Origin of the sequence: Streptomyces sp. NPDC051173 (genome assembly GCF_040689515.1) — a bacterium.
Lineage (GTDB): Bacteria > Actinomycetota > Actinomycetes > Streptomycetales > Streptomycetaceae > Streptomyces.
Genome location: NZ_JBFBBD010000027.1, coordinates 23699 through 39350, shown reverse-complemented (window position 1 = coordinate 39350; position 15652 = coordinate 23699). Strand labels below are relative to the sequence as shown.

General features: G+C 71.9%; 13 protein-coding genes. 10 read left to right on the top strand and 3 right to left on the bottom strand.

Going from position 1 to position 15652, the window contains the following annotated elements:
* Positions 1-7: 7 nt before the first annotated feature.
* The 3 genes from wecB to AB0435_RS16840 all read right to left on the bottom strand — a co-directional run bounded on the left by wecB (position 8) and on the right by AB0435_RS16840 (position 3253).
* Positions 8-1135: a UDP-N-acetylglucosamine 2-epimerase (non-hydrolyzing) gene (gene wecB / locus AB0435_RS16850; protein ID WP_366006232.1), complete on the bottom strand. Its 1128-nt coding sequence runs from the start codon at positions 1133-1135 to the stop codon at positions 8-10.
* Between the two features lie 283 nt (positions 1136-1418).
* Positions 1419-2105: a response regulator transcription factor gene (locus AB0435_RS16845; protein WP_366006231.1), complete on the bottom strand. Its 687-nt coding sequence runs from the start codon at positions 2103-2105 to the stop codon at positions 1419-1421.
* Positions 2102-3253, bottom strand: coding sequence for an ATP-binding protein (locus AB0435_RS16840; protein ID WP_366427310.1), 1152 nt, complete (start codon positions 3251-3253; stop codon positions 2102-2104). Before AB0435_RS16840 ends, AB0435_RS16845 begins: the two co-directional genes overlap by 4 nt.
* A 97-nt stretch (positions 3254-3350) precedes the next feature.
* Here AB0435_RS16840 and AB0435_RS16835 point away from each other — a divergent pair, with 97 nt between their 5' ends.
* The 10 genes from AB0435_RS16835 to AB0435_RS16790 all read left to right on the top strand — a co-directional run bounded on the left by AB0435_RS16835 (position 3351) and on the right by AB0435_RS16790 (position 15547).
* Positions 3351-4808 (top strand): penicillin-binding protein 2, encoded by a 1458-nt coding sequence (locus tag AB0435_RS16835; RefSeq protein ID WP_366427309.1) that lies wholly within the window; start codon positions 3351-3353, stop codon positions 4806-4808.
* Positions 4809-4846: 38 nt separating this feature from the next.
* Positions 4847-6415 (top strand): Mur ligase family protein, encoded by a 1569-nt coding sequence (locus AB0435_RS16830; RefSeq protein ID WP_366427308.1) that lies wholly within the window; start codon positions 4847-4849, stop codon positions 6413-6415.
* Between the two features lie 2 nt (positions 6416-6417).
* Positions 6418-6777 carry a DUF4233 domain-containing protein gene (locus AB0435_RS16825; RefSeq protein WP_366006227.1) on the top strand — a complete coding sequence of 120 codons (360 nt, stop codon included), beginning with the start codon at positions 6418-6420 and terminating at the stop codon, positions 6775-6777.
* 126 nt (positions 6778-6903) lie between these two features.
* Positions 6904-7317 carry a nucleoside-diphosphate kinase gene (gene ndk, locus AB0435_RS16820; RefSeq protein WP_366006226.1) on the top strand — a complete coding sequence of 138 codons (414 nt, stop codon included), beginning with the start codon at positions 6904-6906 and terminating at the stop codon, positions 7315-7317.
* Positions 7318-7605: 288 nt separating this feature from the next.
* Positions 7606-8625, top strand: a complete 1020-nt coding sequence (locus tag AB0435_RS16815) for a rod shape-determining protein (RefSeq protein ID WP_004950903.1) — start codon at positions 7606-7608, stop codon at positions 8623-8625.
* Between the two features lie 188 nt (positions 8626-8813).
* Complete coding sequence (mreC, locus tag AB0435_RS16810; protein ID WP_366427307.1) at positions 8814-9746, top strand: rod shape-determining protein MreC; 933 nt, start codon at positions 8814-8816, stop codon at positions 9744-9746.
* Positions 9747-9750: 4 nt separating this feature from the next.
* Entirely contained in the window at positions 9751-10395 is a 645-nt protein-coding gene (gene mreD / locus AB0435_RS16805; protein WP_366006224.1) for a rod shape-determining protein MreD, read from the top strand.
* Between the two features lie 124 nt (positions 10396-10519).
* Positions 10520-12655 carry a penicillin-binding protein 2 gene (mrdA, locus tag AB0435_RS16800; RefSeq protein WP_366006223.1) on the top strand — a complete coding sequence of 712 codons (2136 nt, stop codon included), beginning with the start codon at positions 10520-10522 and terminating at the stop codon, positions 12653-12655.
* A complete protein-coding gene (gene rodA, locus AB0435_RS16795; RefSeq protein WP_366006222.1) occupies positions 12652-13851 on the top strand; it encodes a rod shape-determining protein RodA in 1200 nt (399 codons plus the stop codon). Before mrdA ends, rodA begins: the two co-directional genes overlap by 4 nt.
* 160 nt (positions 13852-14011) lie before the next feature.
* Positions 14012-15547 (top strand): CYTH and CHAD domain-containing protein, encoded by a 1536-nt coding sequence (locus tag AB0435_RS16790; protein WP_366427306.1) that lies wholly within the window; start codon positions 14012-14014, stop codon positions 15545-15547.
* Positions 15548-15652 lie beyond the last annotated feature (105 nt).

Sequence of the window (15652 nt, the reverse complement as noted above, 5' to 3'; positions counted from 1 at the left end):
CCGGGCGTTACGCCGCGGCGGCGAGCTGCTCCGGCGCCGTGACGGCGGCGAGCAGGGCGACGATCCGCTCGGAGGCGAGTCCGTCCCCGAAGGGGCTGGGGAGCGCGGCCAGCCGGGCCAGGCCGGCGGGGCCCTCCGCGAGCCGGCGGCGGGCGACGGCGCCGATCTGCGGGCCCGGCTCGACCAGGTCCGCGAAGTCCGCCATGGCCTCCGGACGCTCCGTGGAGCGGCGGACGACGACCAGCGGGCGGCCCAGCACGGTGCACTCCTCCTGGATGCCGCCGGAGTCGGAGACCAGGAGCGCCGCGTGGCGGGCCAGCGCGAGGAACTCGCCGTAGCCCAGCGGGCGGCACACGGTCAGGCCGGTGAGCAGGTCCTCCAGGCCGGCGGCGGCGATCCGCGCACGGGTGCGCGGGTGCAGCGGCACGACGACGGGGACGGACTCCGCGAGGGCGGAGAGCTCGGTGAAGATCGCCCGGAGGGCGTCCACGGAGTCGGTGTTCTCGGGCCGGTGGACGGTGGCCAGGACGTACGCGTCGGCCGTCAGCCCGTGCCGCTCGACGAGCTCCGCACGGGCGGCGGCGTCCGGCAGCTGGCCGTGCACGGCCTCCACGACGGTGTTGCCGGTGACGGCGACGCGCGCGTCGTCGACGCCCTCGGCGAGGAGGTTGGCGCGGTTGTCCTCGGTGGCCGCGCACAGCACGTCGGCGATGCGGTCGATGAGGACGCGGTTGTGCTCCTCGGGCATGTTGCGGTCGTGGCTGCGCAGCCCGGCCTCGACGTGCAGCAGCGGGATGCCGCGGGCGTTCGCGGCGAGCGCGCCGGCGAGGGCGGCGTTGGTGTCGCCCTGCACGACCACGGCCAGCGGCGGCTCGGCGGTGAACAGCTCGTCGAGCTGGGCGAGCGCGGCGGAGATCTGCACGGCACGCGGCTGCCCGCCGATACCGGTCAGGAAGGTCGGCTCCGGAAGCCCGAGCTCGCTCAGGAACCGGCCGGACAGCTCCTCGTCGTAGTGCTGACCCGTGTGCACCAGGTGGGCGGCGGGGCCCAGCAGGCGGACGAGGTCGGTGAGCTTGACGAGCTCGGGGCGGGTGCCGAGGACGACAGCGACGCTACGGGTGGGGAGGTGCGACACGAATGACTCCTGGAGCTGTGCGACGAGGACGGCTCCGAGAGTGCGGGGGGTTGGTTGCGGGGTCGGATGGGCTTCGGTTGCGCGACGGTTGCGATTGCTGCGACGGGGCGGATCGGGACGTTGGTCCTATTCAGCCCGTCCGGCGTTTGAGGACAACGCGCGAAGCGTGTTGCGGGGTCTGGGGCGGAGCCCCAGTTTCGGGAAGGGGCGGGGTAGGGGAAAAAGCCCGCCGCAGGCGCCGACAGACCCGCAGCCGGGGGCCCGGGGCGCGAGCCCCGGAGAACTAATCGAGCGCCCGATACCGGTAACCAAGCCCCCGCACGGCCTCCAACGGATCCGCCGCCTCATCCCCCGCCGCCTGCCGCAGCTTGCGCCGCAACCGCAGCACCGCGAACTTCACCCGCTCCCGCCCCGTCCCCTCCGGGTCGTCCCAGACGCGGTCGAGCAACTGGTCGGTGGTGAGCACCCGGCCCCGGTTGCGGACGAGCACCTGGAGCAGCCGGTACTCGATGTCGCTGAGCCGCGCCTCGTGGCCCTGCCAGACCGCCGAGCGCCGCTCGGGGACCAGCCGCAGCCCGTCGTCGAAGGAGTCGCCGGCCCAGCGGGTGGGCGCGGTGCGGCGCAGGAGGGCCTCGACGCGGGCGAGGAGCTCGTCGTTGCCGAAGGGCTTGGGGAGGTAGTCGTCGGCTCCGGCGCGCAGGCCCCGCACCCGGTCGGTCTCGGCGCCGCGCGCGGTGAGCAGCAGGACGGGCAGGTCGCTGAGGTCCCGGGTGCGTTCGAGCACCTCCCAGCCGTTGAGCTGGGGCAGGCCGATGTCGAGGAGCATCAGCGCGGGCCGCTCGGAGAAGAGCAGCCGCAGCCCGTCGCGGCCGTTGTCGGCGTGGATCACGTCGTAGCCCGCGCGGTCGAGGAGGGTGCGCAGGGCGAGGGCGAGGTCGGGGTCGTCCTCGACGACCAGGACGCGGCTCACGGCGCGTCCTGGTCGGCGGGCGCGGTGTCGGGGCCGGGCCCGGCGACGGGCAGCCGGATCAGGAAGGCCGCGCCCTCGCCCTCGGCGCCGCCCGCGGTGAGGGTGCCGCCGTGGAGCTGGACGACCGTACGGCTGATGGCGAGCCCCAGACCGGTGCCGGGATAGCCGCCGCCGGTGGCATTCGGTGCGCGGACGAAGCCGGTGAAGATTTCCTCATGGAATTCATGCGGGATGCCGATTCCCGTATCGGCTACTTCGATCTCCCAGAAATGCCCGCGGGGGGCGGCCGTGACGGTGATCCGGCCATCCGGTGGGGTGAATTTCGCGGCGTTCTCCAGAAGATTGGCCAGGACCTGCTGAAGGCGGTGCCGGTCGCCCCGGAGAGCGGGTCCCCGCGCGCAGTCCAGCACGGTGAAGACGGCCGCTCCCTGCGGTGTGGCCAGCCGGTCCAGGACGGCGTCCTGCACCGTCGCGGGCACGTCCACCGCGTCGAACTCCAGCTCCAGGCCGGAGGCCCGCATCCGGGTGGTCAGCAGCAGGTCGGCGATCACCCGCTGCATGCGGTCGGCGTTGCGGCGGATGGCGTCGAGGAAGGCCAGCTGGTCGGTGCCCAGGGCGCTGCCCGCGGCCGGGTCGGCCAGCAGCTCGCAGAAGCTGATGATGGACGTGAGCGGGGTCCGCAGCTCGTGGGAGGCGGCCGCCGTGAAGGTGTTGCGCTGCCGCGCGAGCTCGGTGAGCGCGAGGTTGTCGCGCTCCAGGTCGCGCTCCCGGCGCTTGCGGTCGGTGATGTCCTGGAAGGTCCACAGCGCCCCGAGGTGGTCGTCCCCGTGGCGCAGCGGCTCGACCTCGCGCCGGATGGTGCGCCCGTCCGTGAGCGGGATCTCGGCCGTCCGGTGGACGCGCCGGCCCGCCAGGATCTCGCCGGGGCTGCCGGGGCCGGAGAAGCCGGGGGCGAAGAGGGCCCGTACGAGGGGGACGACCGGGCGAAGCGGAGCGCCGGGGGAGAGGTCGGCCCGGCCCTCCAGATCGAACATGCGGACGAAGCGCTGGTTCGTCGCCAGCACCTCGTCCGCCGGGCCCTGCACGAGTGCGCCCGCCGGCAGCGCTTCCAGGACCGCCAGGAGCCGGTCCCGGTCCTCGGACGGCATCTTTCTCAGCCAGCTCTCATGGAGTCGGGGAACACTAACTCCGCTTAACGGAGTTTTCGGGAAAACCGTATGTCAAGGAGAGGGAGCGCGCCCCCCAATGAACAAGCCCGTCCGGCACGTCGCCGTCTTCTCCCTGCTGCTCGTCCTCGCCGTGCTCGTACGGGCCACCTGGATACAGGCGGCCCAGGCGGGCAGCCTCGACGGCAACCCCCACAACCCGCGACAGGCGATAGCGGCGCACTCCCGGCCGCTCGGCAACATCCTCGCCGGAGGCAAGCTCCTCACCGGCTCCACGGCCACCGGCGGCGACCTGAAGTACAAGCGCACCTACACCGACGGCGAGCTCTACGCGCCGGTCACCGGCTTCTCCTCGCAGATCTACGGCGACACCCAGCTGGAGAGCCTCTACAAATCCGTCCTCACCGGTGAGGACGACCGGCTGCGCAGCCCCTCCGACGCCATCACCAACAAGCAGCCCGACCCCGGCGACGTCATCACCACGATCGACCCGGCCGTGCAGAAGGCCGCCTTCGAGGGCCTCGGCGACAAGACCGGCGCAGCCATTGCCCTCGACCCCGCCACCGGGGCGATCCTCGGCATGGCCAGCACCCCCTCGTACGACCCCGGGCGCTTCGCCGGATCCGGCGGCGCCGACCAGAAGGCGTGGGAGTCGCTGGAGAAGGACAAGCAGCAGCCGACCGTCAACCGCGCGCTGCGCCAGACCTATCCGCCGGGCTCGACCTTCAAGCTCGTCGTCGCGGCGGCCGCTCTGGAGAACGGCCTCTACTCCTCCGTCGACGAGGCCACCGACAGCCCCGACCCGTACCTCCTGCCGGGCACCCGCACCTACCTGCCCAACGAGAACACCAGCGCCCCCTGCACGAACGCCAGCATCCGCACGGCGCTCCAGTACTCGTGCAACAACGTCTTCGGACACCTCGCCGAGCGGCTCGGCGCGCAGAAGGTCGCGCAGCAGGCGGAGAAGTTCGGCTTCAACGACGGCAAGATCGACACGCCCGTACGCGCCGCCAAGAGCCTCTACCCGACCGACATGAACGCCGCGCAGACCGCGCTGTCCGGCATCGGCCAGTTCAACGACCAGGCCACCCCGCTCCAGATGGCCATGGTCTCCTCGGCCATCGCCAACGGCGGCAAGCTGATGACGCCCCGCCTCGTCGACCGCGTCACCGACGGCAGCTCCGGCGTCCTGGAGAAGCACGACCCGAAGCAGTACGCCCAGGCGATGTCCGCCGACACCGCGCGGCAGCTGAAGTCCGCCATGCAGACCGTCGTCGAGCAGGGCACCGGCAGCAACGCCCGGATCGACGGCCTGACCGTCGGCGGCAAGACGGGCACCGCGCAGCACGGCGTCGACAACAGCGGCACGCCCTACGCGTGGTTCGTCTCCTACGCGCAGAACAGCCAGGGCAAGCAGGTCGCCGTCGCCGTGGTGATCGCCGACAGCGACGCCGCCCGCTCGGACGTCAGCGGCAACGGACTCGCCGCCCCGGTGGCCAAGGCCATGATGAGCGCGGCGCTGGCCGCCGGTGCCTGATGGCCGCGCTGTCAGTGCGGCTCCGTAGACTGGACCGCGTGAGCGAGCGCCCCCTGAACGACGAGAACGACGACACCGGCCCCGGCGAGGACGACCGCTTCGCCGAGATTGTCGATGCCGAGACCGACCTCCCCCAAGCTCTCGACTCCGCTCGAGCAGGGGGGACCCCCACCCCCGACCTCGCCGTGATCGAGGCCGGCAGCCGCACCCTGCGCGCCCAGGGCGGGCCGCCGCAGGGCGACGGCGTGCCCTCCCGCCCCGCCGACCCCGAGGTCGACCGGGCGCTGCGCGAGGTGGAGACCGAGCTGGCCGGCCGCTGGCCCGAGACCAAGCTCGACCCGTCGCTGCGCCGCGTCGAGGCGCTGATGGACATCCTGGGCCAGCCGCAGCGCGCGTACCCCGCCATCCACATCACCGGCACCAACGGCAAGACCAGCACCGCCCGCATGATCGAGGCGCTGCTGGGCGCCTTCGACCTGCGCACCGGCCGCTACACGAGCCCGCACGTCCAGTCCGTCACCGAGCGGATCAGCCTGGACGGCGCCCCCATCGACGCCGAGCGCTTCATCGAGACGTACCGCGACATCCAGCCGTACGTGCAGATGGTCGACGACCGCGAAGAGCACAGGCTGTCCTTCTTCGAGGTGATCACCGCCATGGCCTTCGCGGCCTTCGCGGACGCCCCCGTCGACGTGGCGGTCGTCGAGGTCGGCATGGGCGGCACCTGGGACGCCACCAATGTCGTCGACGGCACGGTCGCGGTCGTCACCCCCATTTCGCTGGACCACACAGACCGGCTCGGCACCACCCCCGGTGAGATCGCCGGGGAGAAGTCCGGGATCGTCAAGCAGGGCGCCACCGTCGTCCTCGCCCAGCAGCCCGTCGACGCCGCGCAGGTCCTCCTCAAGCGCTCGGTCGAGGCCGACGCGACGGTCGCCCGCGAGGGCATGGAGTTCGGCGTCGTCTCCCGCGAGGTCGCCGTCGGCGGCCAGCTGCTGACGCTGCGCGGCCTGGGCGGCGAGTATCCGGACGTCTTCCTGCCGCTGTACGGCGCCCACCAGGCGCACAACGCCGCGGTCGCCCTCGCCGCCGTCGAGGCGTTCTTCGGCATCGGCTCGGAGCACGCCCGCACGCTCGACATCGACACCGTCCGCCGCGCCTTCGCCGCCGTCACCTCGCCGGGCCGGCTGGAGGTCGTGCGCCGCAGCCCCACCGTGGTGCTGGACGCCGCGCACAACCCCGCGGGCGCGGCCGCCGCGGCCGAGGCCGTCACCGAGGCGTTCGGTTTCAGCCGCCTCGTCGGCGTGGTCGGCGCCAGCGCCGACAAGGACGTCCGGGGGCTCCTGGAAGCCTTCGAACCGATCTTCGCCGAGGTCGTGGTGACCCGGAACTCCACCGCCCGCTCCATGGACCCCGACGAGCTGGCCGGCATCGCGGTCGAGGTCTTCGGCGCCGAGCGCGTGCAGGTCGAGCCCCGGCTCGACGACGCCCTGGAGGCGGCCATCACCCTCGCGGAGGAAGAGGGCGAGTTCTCCGGCGCGGGCGTCCTGGTGACCGGCTCCGTGCTCACGGTCGGCGAGGCCCGGCTGCTCCTCGGGAGGGACTGACCATGCGCATGCTCTGCTCCAGCACTCTGATCGGTGAATTCTTCATCATCGGGTTCGCCGGTCTGGTCGCCATGCAGACGTCCGACGTCTCCACCGGCACGGTGTGGGCCGTCAGCGGAACGGCCATGGTGCTGAGCGTCCTGCTGTGCGGGATGCTCGGGCGGCCCGGCGGCGTCCAGCTCGGCTGGCTGCTGCAGGGCGCGCTGGTCCTCAGCGGCCTCGTCGTCCCGATGATGTTCATCCTGGGCGTCGTCTTCGGCGTGCTGTGGTGGGTGTCGGTCCACTTCGGCGGCAAGATCGACGAGGCGAAGGCGCGCTTCGCACGCGAAGCGGCGGACCAGACGGCGGCGGACCCGGTCTAGCCCGGTCTAAGCCCGGCCAGGCCGGGCCCAGGCCGGGCCCGGCCCCGGAGGCCGCCCCCGATCTCGGGGCCCCAAGATCCGCGATACCCTCGCGGCACTGTTGTCCCGCCCGCAAGGAGCCGCAATATGAGCCAGCGCACCCTCGTCCTCCTCAAGCCCGACGCCGTGCGGCGCGGCCTGACCGGCGAGATCATCGGCCGGATCGAGCGCAAGGCGAACTGGACGATCAGCGCGCTGGAGCTGCGCACCCTGGACCGGGGCACGCTGGAGCAGCACTACGCCGAGCACGTCGGCCGCGACTTCTACGAGCCGCTGATGCAGTTCATGTCCTCCGGGCCCGTCGTGGCCCTCGTGGTCGAGGGGGAGCGTGTGATCGAGGGCGTGCGCGCGCTGGCCGGCCCGACCGACCCGATCTCGGCCGCCCCGGGCTCCATCCGTGGTGACTTCGGCACCATCACGCGCGAGAACCTCATCCACGCCTCGGACTCCGAGGAGTCCGCACAGCGGGAAATCAAGATTTTCTTTCCGGGCCTCGCCTGATAGTTCGTCAGTGACGCACGCATTCTGATCAGGGGCGGCCGATTTCTTTTCGGCCGCCCCCTGGCATATGCGCGGCGAAGGAGGGAACCTCTCACTCCGACACGACGTCACCATTACTGGGGCGGGCTCGCGTTCCGCCGACAATGGCGGAGGAACCCTCGCGCCGCGTACGACCGGTCGAGACTACGATGAAGCCTCCGCGCCCCGCAGCGCACCGCACACCCTGCCGACCTCAAGTAAGCATTCGCTCCAGCTGGGAAGGCCAGACGTATCCTCATGGGGAACAACATGTCGTTCATCGGCCGTGACATGGCTGTCGACCTCGGGACCGCCAACACGCTGGTGTACGTCAGAGGCCGCGGAATCGTCCTCAACGAGCCGTCCGTCGTAGCCATCAACACCAACACCGGCGGCATCCTCGCGGTGGGTGCCGAGGCGAAGAAGATGATCGGCCGGACCCCGGGCAACATCGTCGCCGTGCGTCCGCTCAAGGACGGGGTGATCGCGGACTTCGAGATCACGGAGCGGATGCTCCGTTACTTCATCCTCAAGATCCACAAGCGGCGCTGGATGGCCCGCCCGCGCGTCGTGGTCTGTGTGCCCTCCGGTATCACCGGGGTCGAGCGCCGCGCCGTGATCGAGGCGTCCACCCAGGCCGGTGCCCGTCAGGTGCACATCATCGAGGAGCCGATGGCCGCCGCGATCGGCTCCGGCCTCCCCGTGCACGAGGCCACCGGCAACATGGTCGTCGACATCGGCGGCGGCACCACCGAGGTCGCGGTGATCTCCCTCGGCGGAATCGTCACGGCGCAGTCCATCCGGGTCGCGGGCGACGAGCTCGACAACGCGATCATCCAGCACATCAAGAAGGAGTACAGCCTCCTCCTCGGTGAGCGCACCGCCGAACAGATCAAGATCACCATCGGCTCGGCCTACGACCTCGAGCAGGACGAGCACACCGAGATCCGCGGCCGCGACCTCGTCAGCGGGCTGCCCAAGACGGTGGTCATCTCGGCGGCCGAGGTCCGCAAGGCCATCGAGGAGCCGGTCAACTCCATCGTCGACGCGGTCAAGACCACCCTCGACAAGTGCCCGCCCGAGCTGTCGGGTGACGTGATGGACCGCGGGATCGTTCTCACGGGCGGCGGCGCTCTCCTGCGCGGCCTCGACGAGCGGCTGCGCCGGGAGACCGGGATGCCGATCCACATCGCCGAGGACCCGCTGGACTCCGTCGCCCTGGGCTCCGGCAAGTGTGTCGAGGAGTTCGAGGCGCTCCAGCAGGTGCTGGACGCCCAGCCTCGCAGGTGACGGGTGACCGGCCGGGCTGAGATCCATCGGTCCGGCCGGTTCTCGCGGCCGCCCGTGTCAGGGCGGCGCGAGGGTGCGCCCGGCTGTACCCGCTGCCGGTAAACAACCTGATATACAGGCAGAACGCTTCCGATGACCGGCCCGGACCCGCAGCCGACCGGTCCGACGAGAAGGGCACGCCGCCGCACGTGAGGGACACACGAGAGAGCCGGCTGCTACTGGTGCTGCTGGTCGCCGTCGCGTTCGCACTGATCACGGTGGACATCCGCGGTGGCGAACAGTCCCCGCTCGACGGCGTCCGGCACGCCGCCGCGTCGGCCTTCGGGCCGGTGGAGGCCGGGGTCGCCGACGCCGTGGACCCGGTCGGCAACGCCATCGCGGCCGTACGGGACTCGGGCGGCCGGCACAGCCGCATCGCCCAGCTGGAGCGGGAGAACGCCACCCTCAAGCAGCGCCTCGGCAGCAACGACCGCAACCGCGGCCGCGCCCGCGAGCTCGACGCGATGCTCAAGACCGCGGGCCGCGGGCAGTACGGCATCAAGGGCGCCCAGGTCATCGCCATAGGAGCCGCCCAGGGCTTCTCCTGGACGGTCACCATCGACGCGGGCAGCGACGACGGCATCCACCGCGACATGACCGTGCTCAACGGCGACGGCCTCGTCGGCCGGGTCACCACCGTCTCCCGGTCCACCGCCACCGTCCTGCTCGCGACCGACCCGAAGTTCACCGTCGGCACCCGCATGGAGAAGTCCGGCGAGCTCGGCTTCGCCACCGGCCAGGGCGACCGCTCCCTGCGCGTCGAACTCCTCAACGGCAAGGCCGGCGTTCACGAGGGCGACCGCCTCGTCACCTTCGGCTCCAGCAGGAACAAGCCGTTCGTGCCCGGCGTCCCCGTCGGCGAGGTCACCCGCGTCGAGCCCGCGGGCGGCAGCCTGACCCGCACCGTCCAGGTCCGGCCCTTCGTCGGCTACAGCAGGCTCGACATCGTCGGCGTCGTCGTCGAGGAGCCCCGCACCGATCCGCGCGACACGGTCCTGCCGCCGAAACCGGAAGCTCCCAAGCCCACGCCCACGGTGACCGTGACGGCCACCCCCTCCGCGAGCGCCAAACCCCAGGACTGAAGCGATGCGCATCAACCGGATCCTGCTCTCGTCGGCGCTCGTCGTGATCGCCCTCGTCGTCCAGGTGACCGTTCTCGCCCGGCTCCATCTCCCCGGCGCCGTCCCCGACCTGATGCTCCTCGTCGTCGTCGGCCTCACGCTCGTCTACGGGCACACCAGCGGCGCCCTCATCGGCTTCGGGGCCGGTCTCCTCGCCGACCTCGCGCCGCCCGCCGACCACGCCACCGGGCGGTACGCCCTGGTGCTGTGCGTGATCGGCTATCTCGTCGGCCTGGTCAAGCCGGAGAGCGGGAGAGTGCGCTCGGCCACCGTCCCCATGCTCGTCGTCGTCGCCGCGGCCATCGGCTCCACCCTGCTCTACGCGGGCGTGGGCTCGCTCGTCGGCGACACCGCGGCCCGGAACGTCGGGCTGAGCGGCCTGGTCCTCACCGCGACGCTCTACGACCTGCTGCTGGCCCCCTTCACCGTGCCGCTGATCATGGCGCTCGCCCGCCGCACCGAGAACGACCCGCTCGCGGGCGAGGGTGGCCCGGCGACCCTGGCCGGCGGCGGCGAGGGCGCCTTCTCCCGCCTCGGCGGCCAGCGCGGCGGCCTCTTCGGCAGGCCGGTCCGCCGGCAGGGCCGCCTCAAGGGGGTCCGGCGGCTGTGACACGGCACTCTTCCGGCAAGCCCGGCACCGCGGCCGAGGGGGCATGCGAGGAGACGGCCGCCGAGGCGGCCGGCGGTGATCCCGGACCGATGAATGAGGGGAACGCAGGGAACGAGGGGGCAGCATGAGCAACATTCCCGAGAGCGGGCGCACTTCCCGCGTCACCATCCGCCTCATCACCATCCAGATCCTCGTCGTCTCCCTCCTGCTCACCCTCGGCGGCCGCCTCTGGTACCTCCAGATCCGCAACGGCGACCAGTACACCGCCGAGGCCGCCGACAACCACATCCAGCAGGTCGTCGCCCCCGCCACCCGCGGCTCGATACTGGACGCCCGCGGCGTGCCCCTCGCCGACAACGAGACCCGCCTCGTGGTCTCCGCCAACCGCACCGACCTGCTGAAGATGCCCGACCGCGGCAAGGCCGTACTCGCCCGGCTCGCCGGTGTCCTCGGCCTCAGGCCCGAGGACGTCGCCGCCAAGGTGCGGCTGTGCGACGCCAAGACCCCCAAGCCCTGCTGGGCCGGCTCGCCCTATCAGCCCATCCCCATCACCGACCAGGCCACCACCCAGCAGGCCCTGCAGATCCGCGAGCGCGCCGAGGACTTCCCCGGCGTCACCGCCGAACCCACGGCCGTACGCCGCTACGCCGGGCCCGGCGGCTCCAACACCGCCCAGGTGCTCGGCTATCTCTCGCCCGTCACCGACGACGAGATCAGCAAGACCAAGTCCGGCTCCGCCCCGCTGCTCCGCTCCGACCAGGTCGGCCGCTCCGGCCTCGAGCGGCAGTACGACACCCAGCTGCGCGGCAAGGCGGGCGTCACCCGCTACGAGGTCGACAACCTCGGCCGCGTCATCGGCAAGGCCAAGAGCGACAAGGCCGTGCCCGGCGCCAACATCGTCACCAGCATCGACGCCCGCGTGCAGGCCATAGCGGAACGGGAGCTGGACCAGGCGATGAAGGACGCCCGCAAGGAGCTCGACCGCAACACCGGCGTCAACTACAAGGCCGACGCGGGCGCCGTCGTGGTGATGGAGTCCAGGACCGGCCGCGTCGTCGCCATGGCCTCCAACCCCACCTACGACCCCAACGCCTGGGTCGGCGGCATCTCCGCCAAGGACTACAAGCAGCTCACCGGCAAGGACTCGGACTACCCCCTGCTCAACCGGGCCATCCAGGGCCAGGCGGCACCCGGCTCGATCTTCAAGGTCATCTCCGCCACCGCCGCCGTCAAGGCCGGATACGCCTTCAACGACAACTACAACTGCTCCAGCTCGTACAGCATCGGCAACCAGGTCTTCAAGAACTTCGAGTCCAAGGGCTACGGCCCGATCAACCTCGGCCGGGCGCTGGAGGTCTCCTGCGACACCGTCTTCTACGACCTGGCCTACCGCCAGTGGCAGAAGGACGGCGGCAACAACCCCAAGCACCCGGCGGACTGGTTCTACCGCACCGCCCACGACTTCGGCCTCGGCAAGGAGACCGGCATCGACCTCCCCAACGAGGTCAAGGGCCGGGTCCCGGACCGCGAGTGGAAGAAGAGCTACTGGGAGGCCAACAAGGACGCCTGGTGCAAGCAGAGCGGCAGCAGCGACGACTACGCCGCGAAGATCGCCAAGGAGAACTGCGAGTCCGGCATGCGGATGCGCGCCGGTGACTCCGTCAACTACTCCATCGGCCAGGGCGACACCCTCGTCACGCCCATCCAGATGGCCACCATCTACGCGGGCATCAGCAACGGCGGCACGCTCTACAACCCCACCATCGGCAAGGCCATCGTCAGCGCCGACGGCAAGCACGTCCAGGAGATCGCGCCCACGGCCCACGGCAAGCTGCCGTTCGAGGGGAAGACCCGCGACCAGCTCGACGCCGCGCTCGCCGGCGTCGCCACCCAGGGCAGCGCCGCCTGGCGCTTCGAGGGCTGGCCGCAGAAGGACGTCCCGATGCACGCCAAGACCGGCACCGCCGAGGTCTACGGCAAGCAGACCACCTCGTGGTTCGCGACGTACACGCAGGACTACACCGTCGTCATGACGATCTCCCAGGGCGGCACCGGCTCCGGCGCCTCCGGCCCCGCCGTGCGCAACATCTACAACGCCCTCTACGGCGTCGACGACAAGGGAAAGATCGACCCCGGCAAGGCCCTGCTGCCGCACCCCGAGAGCGGGCTCCCCAGGATCGAGAAGGACGGCACGATCGAGGCCCGGAAGATCGACATGCCCTCCCCGCCGCCCGCCCGGAAGGAGGACCAGCAGCAATGACCACCACCGGCGGATACAAGATCCGCCGCTACGCCCCCGAGCGCGGCATCTGGGGCACGCTCACCGCCCGCGACTCGGTCGTGCGCCGCCTCGACTGGGTCATGCTGCTCGCCGCGCTCGCCCTCTCGGGCATCAGCACGCTGCTGGTCTACTCCGCCACCCGCGGGCGCAAGCAGCTCACCCACGGCGACCCGTACTACTTCCTGCTCCGCAACATCCTCAACACCGGCATCGGACTCGGCCTCGCCATCGGCGCGGTCTGGGTCGGCCACCGCGCCCTGCGCGGCGCCGTCCCCCTCCTCTACGGCGTCTCCGTGCTGCTCACCGCCGCCGTGCTCACCCCGCTGGGCGCGACCATCAACGGCGCCCGCTCCTGGATCCAGCTGGGCGGCGGCTTCTCCATCCAGCCCTCCGAGTTCACCAAGATCACCATCACGCTCGGCATGGCGATGCTGCTGGCCGCCAAGGTCGACGGGGGCGAGAAGTCGCAACCCGACCACCGCACCGTCGTCCAGGCACTCGGCCTCGCCGCCCTGCCGGTCCTGGTCATCCTCCTGATGCCCGACCTCGGCTCCGTGATGGTGCTGGCCGTGATCGTCCTCGCCGTACTGCTCGCCTCCGGCGCCTCCCACCGCTGGATCGCCGGCCTGCTCGGCGCGGGCGTCCTCGGCTGCGTCCTCATCTGGCAGCTCGGCGTGCTGGACGCGTACCAGATCAACCGCTTCGCCGCCTTCGCCAACCCCGCCCTCGACCCCTCCGGCGTCGGCTACAACACCAACCAGGCCCGCATCGCCATCGGTTCCGGCGGCCTCACCGGCGCCGGGCTCTTCCACGGCTCGCAGACCACCGGCCAGTTCGTGCCCGAGCAGCAGACCGACTTCATCTTCACCGTCGCGGGGGAGGAGCTGGGCTTCGTCGGCGCGGGCGCGATCATCTTCCTCGTCGGTGTCGTGCTCTGGCGCGCCTGCCGGATCGCCCGCGAGACGACGGAGCTCTACGGGGCGATCGTCGCGGCCGGGATAATCGCCTGGTTCGCCTTCCAGGCGTTCGAGAACATCGGCATGACCCTGGGGATCATGCCGGTGACGGGGCTGCCGCTGCCCTTCGTCTCCTACGGGGGATCCTCGATGTTCGCCGCGTGGATCGCCATCGGCCTGCTTCAGTCGATCAAGGTCGAGAGACCGGTTTCCGCGTAGCGGTGACCGGTGGATCCTGCCCGGCCGCAGGCCGTCCTCGCCTGCGGCGGGAACGCCCTCCGTGCGCGGGATCCGCCGGGACGCGCCCCGGAGCGTTCGAATTCGGTCGGACTCCCGTCCTGCCCTGCACATCCTGCCGGACCCGGACTAGATTCGCCCTATGGCGGACACCGTGCGAGAGATCGAGCGGAAGTACGAAGGCCATGGCGCGAAGCGGGCCCGGCTGCCCGACCTGAGCCGGGTCGCGGCGACCGTCACCGACCAGGGGACGCAGAAACTCGACGCCGTCTACTACGACACCGAGGACCGTCGCCTCGCCGACGCGCACATCACCCTCCGCCGCCGCACCGGCGGGAAGGACGCGGGCTGGCACCTCAAACTCCCCGTCGGCCCCGGAGTGCGCGACGAGATCCGCGCGCCGCTGAGCCCGGCCGTCCCACGGGAACTCACCGACCTCGTGCGCTCCAGGATCCGCCACGCCGAGCTCGCCCCGGTGGTCCGCATCGTCTCCCGCCGCACGGTCCGCCTGCTCCTCGACGACGACGGCACCCTCCTCGCCGAAGCCAGCGAGGACGCGGTCACCGCCGACCGGCTCACCCGGGACGGCCGCTCCGCCCGCTGGACGGAGGTCGAGGTGGAGCTCGGCGAGGGCACCGATCCCGCTTTCCTCGACACCGTCGAACGGCGCCTGCGCAAGGCTGGGCTCCGCCCCTCGAAGGCCCCCTCCAAACTGGCCCGCGCCCTGGCGGAGACCGACCCCGCGCCGCCGAAGGCCGTACGGAAGAGGGCCGTACGGAAGGGGCCGGAGAGACTCACCGCCGGCGACCACGTCCTGGCGTACGCCCGCGAACAGACCGACGCCCTCCTCGCCCTCGACCCCGCCGTCCGCGGCCGCGCCGAGGACTCCGTCCACCAGATGAGGGTCGCCACCCGGCGGCTCCGCAGCGCCTTCCGGACGTACGGCGAGGTCCTCGACCGGAAGGTCACCGACCCCGTCGGCGCCGAGCTGAAGTGGCTCGCCGCCGAACTCGGCGTCGACCGCGACCGCGAGGTGCTCGCCGAACGCCTCGCGGACCGGCTCGCCGAGGTGGCCGGCACGCTCGTGCTCGGGCCCGTCGCCGCCCGGCTCCGCGTGGCCGCGGCGGGCCGCCGCAAGGGCTCCCGCAAGCGCCTCGCCGCGCTCCTCGACAGCGACCGCTACCTCACCCTGCTCGACACCCTCGACGCCCTGCTCGCCGACCCGCCCCTGCGCCCCGCGGCCGCCCGGCCGCCCCGCGAGGTGCTGGCCGCGGCCGTCCTGCGCGACTACGGACGCCTCGCCTCCCGCGTCGAGCACGCCCTGGCCACCGGACCGGGACCGGAGCGCGACACCGTCCTGCACGACGCCCGCAAGGCCGCCAAGCGCGCCCGCTACGCCGCGGAGGCGGCGCAGCCGGCGCTCGGGAAGCCGGCGAAACGGTTCGCCGCACACATGAAGTCCGTACAGACCCTGCTCGGCGACCACCAGGACAGCGTCATGGCCCGCGCCGCCCTGCGCACCCTGGCGGCCCAGGCCCACGCGGCGGGGGAGAGCACCTTCACCCTCGGACTCCTGTACGGCCGGGAGGAGCGGCGGGCGGCCGCCGACGAGCGGGAGCTGCCGGAGCTCTGGCGGAAGGCGTCCCGTGAGCGCCACCGCGAGGCACTGCTGCGCTGACGCCCGGCCCGGCCTCCCGGGCCGCTGAATTCCGCCGTGCAAGGGCGTGACCTCGGCTGCGTTAGCCTTGAGGGTCACCCCTGTCAGCTCACGAAGGTCTCGGGT

Bases quoted from the DNA above. Each gene is read 5' to 3' on its own strand.
- mreD (WP_366006224.1), top strand. From the start codon at position 9,751: ATGCGCATCAACCGGATCCTGCTCTCGTCGGCGCTCGTCGTGATCGCC.
- AB0435_RS16825 (WP_366006227.1), top strand. From the start codon at position 6,418: ATGCGCATGCTCTGCTCCAGCACTCTGATCGGTGAATTCTTCATCATC.
- rodA (WP_366006222.1), top strand. From the start codon at position 12,652: ATGACCACCACCGGCGGATACAAGATCCGCCGCTACGCCCCCGAGCGC.
- AB0435_RS16815 (WP_004950903.1), top strand. From the start codon at position 7,606: ATGTCGTTCATCGGCCGTGACATGGCTGTCGACCTCGGGACCGCCAAC.
- AB0435_RS16835 (WP_366427309.1), top strand. From the start codon at position 3,351: ATGAACAAGCCCGTCCGGCACGTCGCCGTCTTCTCCCTGCTGCTCGTC.
- AB0435_RS16790 (WP_366427306.1), top strand. From the start codon at position 14,012: ATGGCGGACACCGTGCGAGAGATCGAGCGGAAGTACGAAGGCCATGGC.
- mrdA (WP_366006223.1), top strand. From the start codon at position 10,520: ATGAGCAACATTCCCGAGAGCGGGCGCACTTCCCGCGTCACCATCCGC.
- ndk (WP_366006226.1), top strand. From the start codon at position 6,904: ATGAGCCAGCGCACCCTCGTCCTCCTCAAGCCCGACGCCGTGCGGCGC.
- AB0435_RS16840 (WP_366427310.1), bottom strand. From the start codon at position 3,253: ATGCCGTCCGAGGACCGGGACCGGCTCCTGGCGGTCCTGGAAGCGCTG.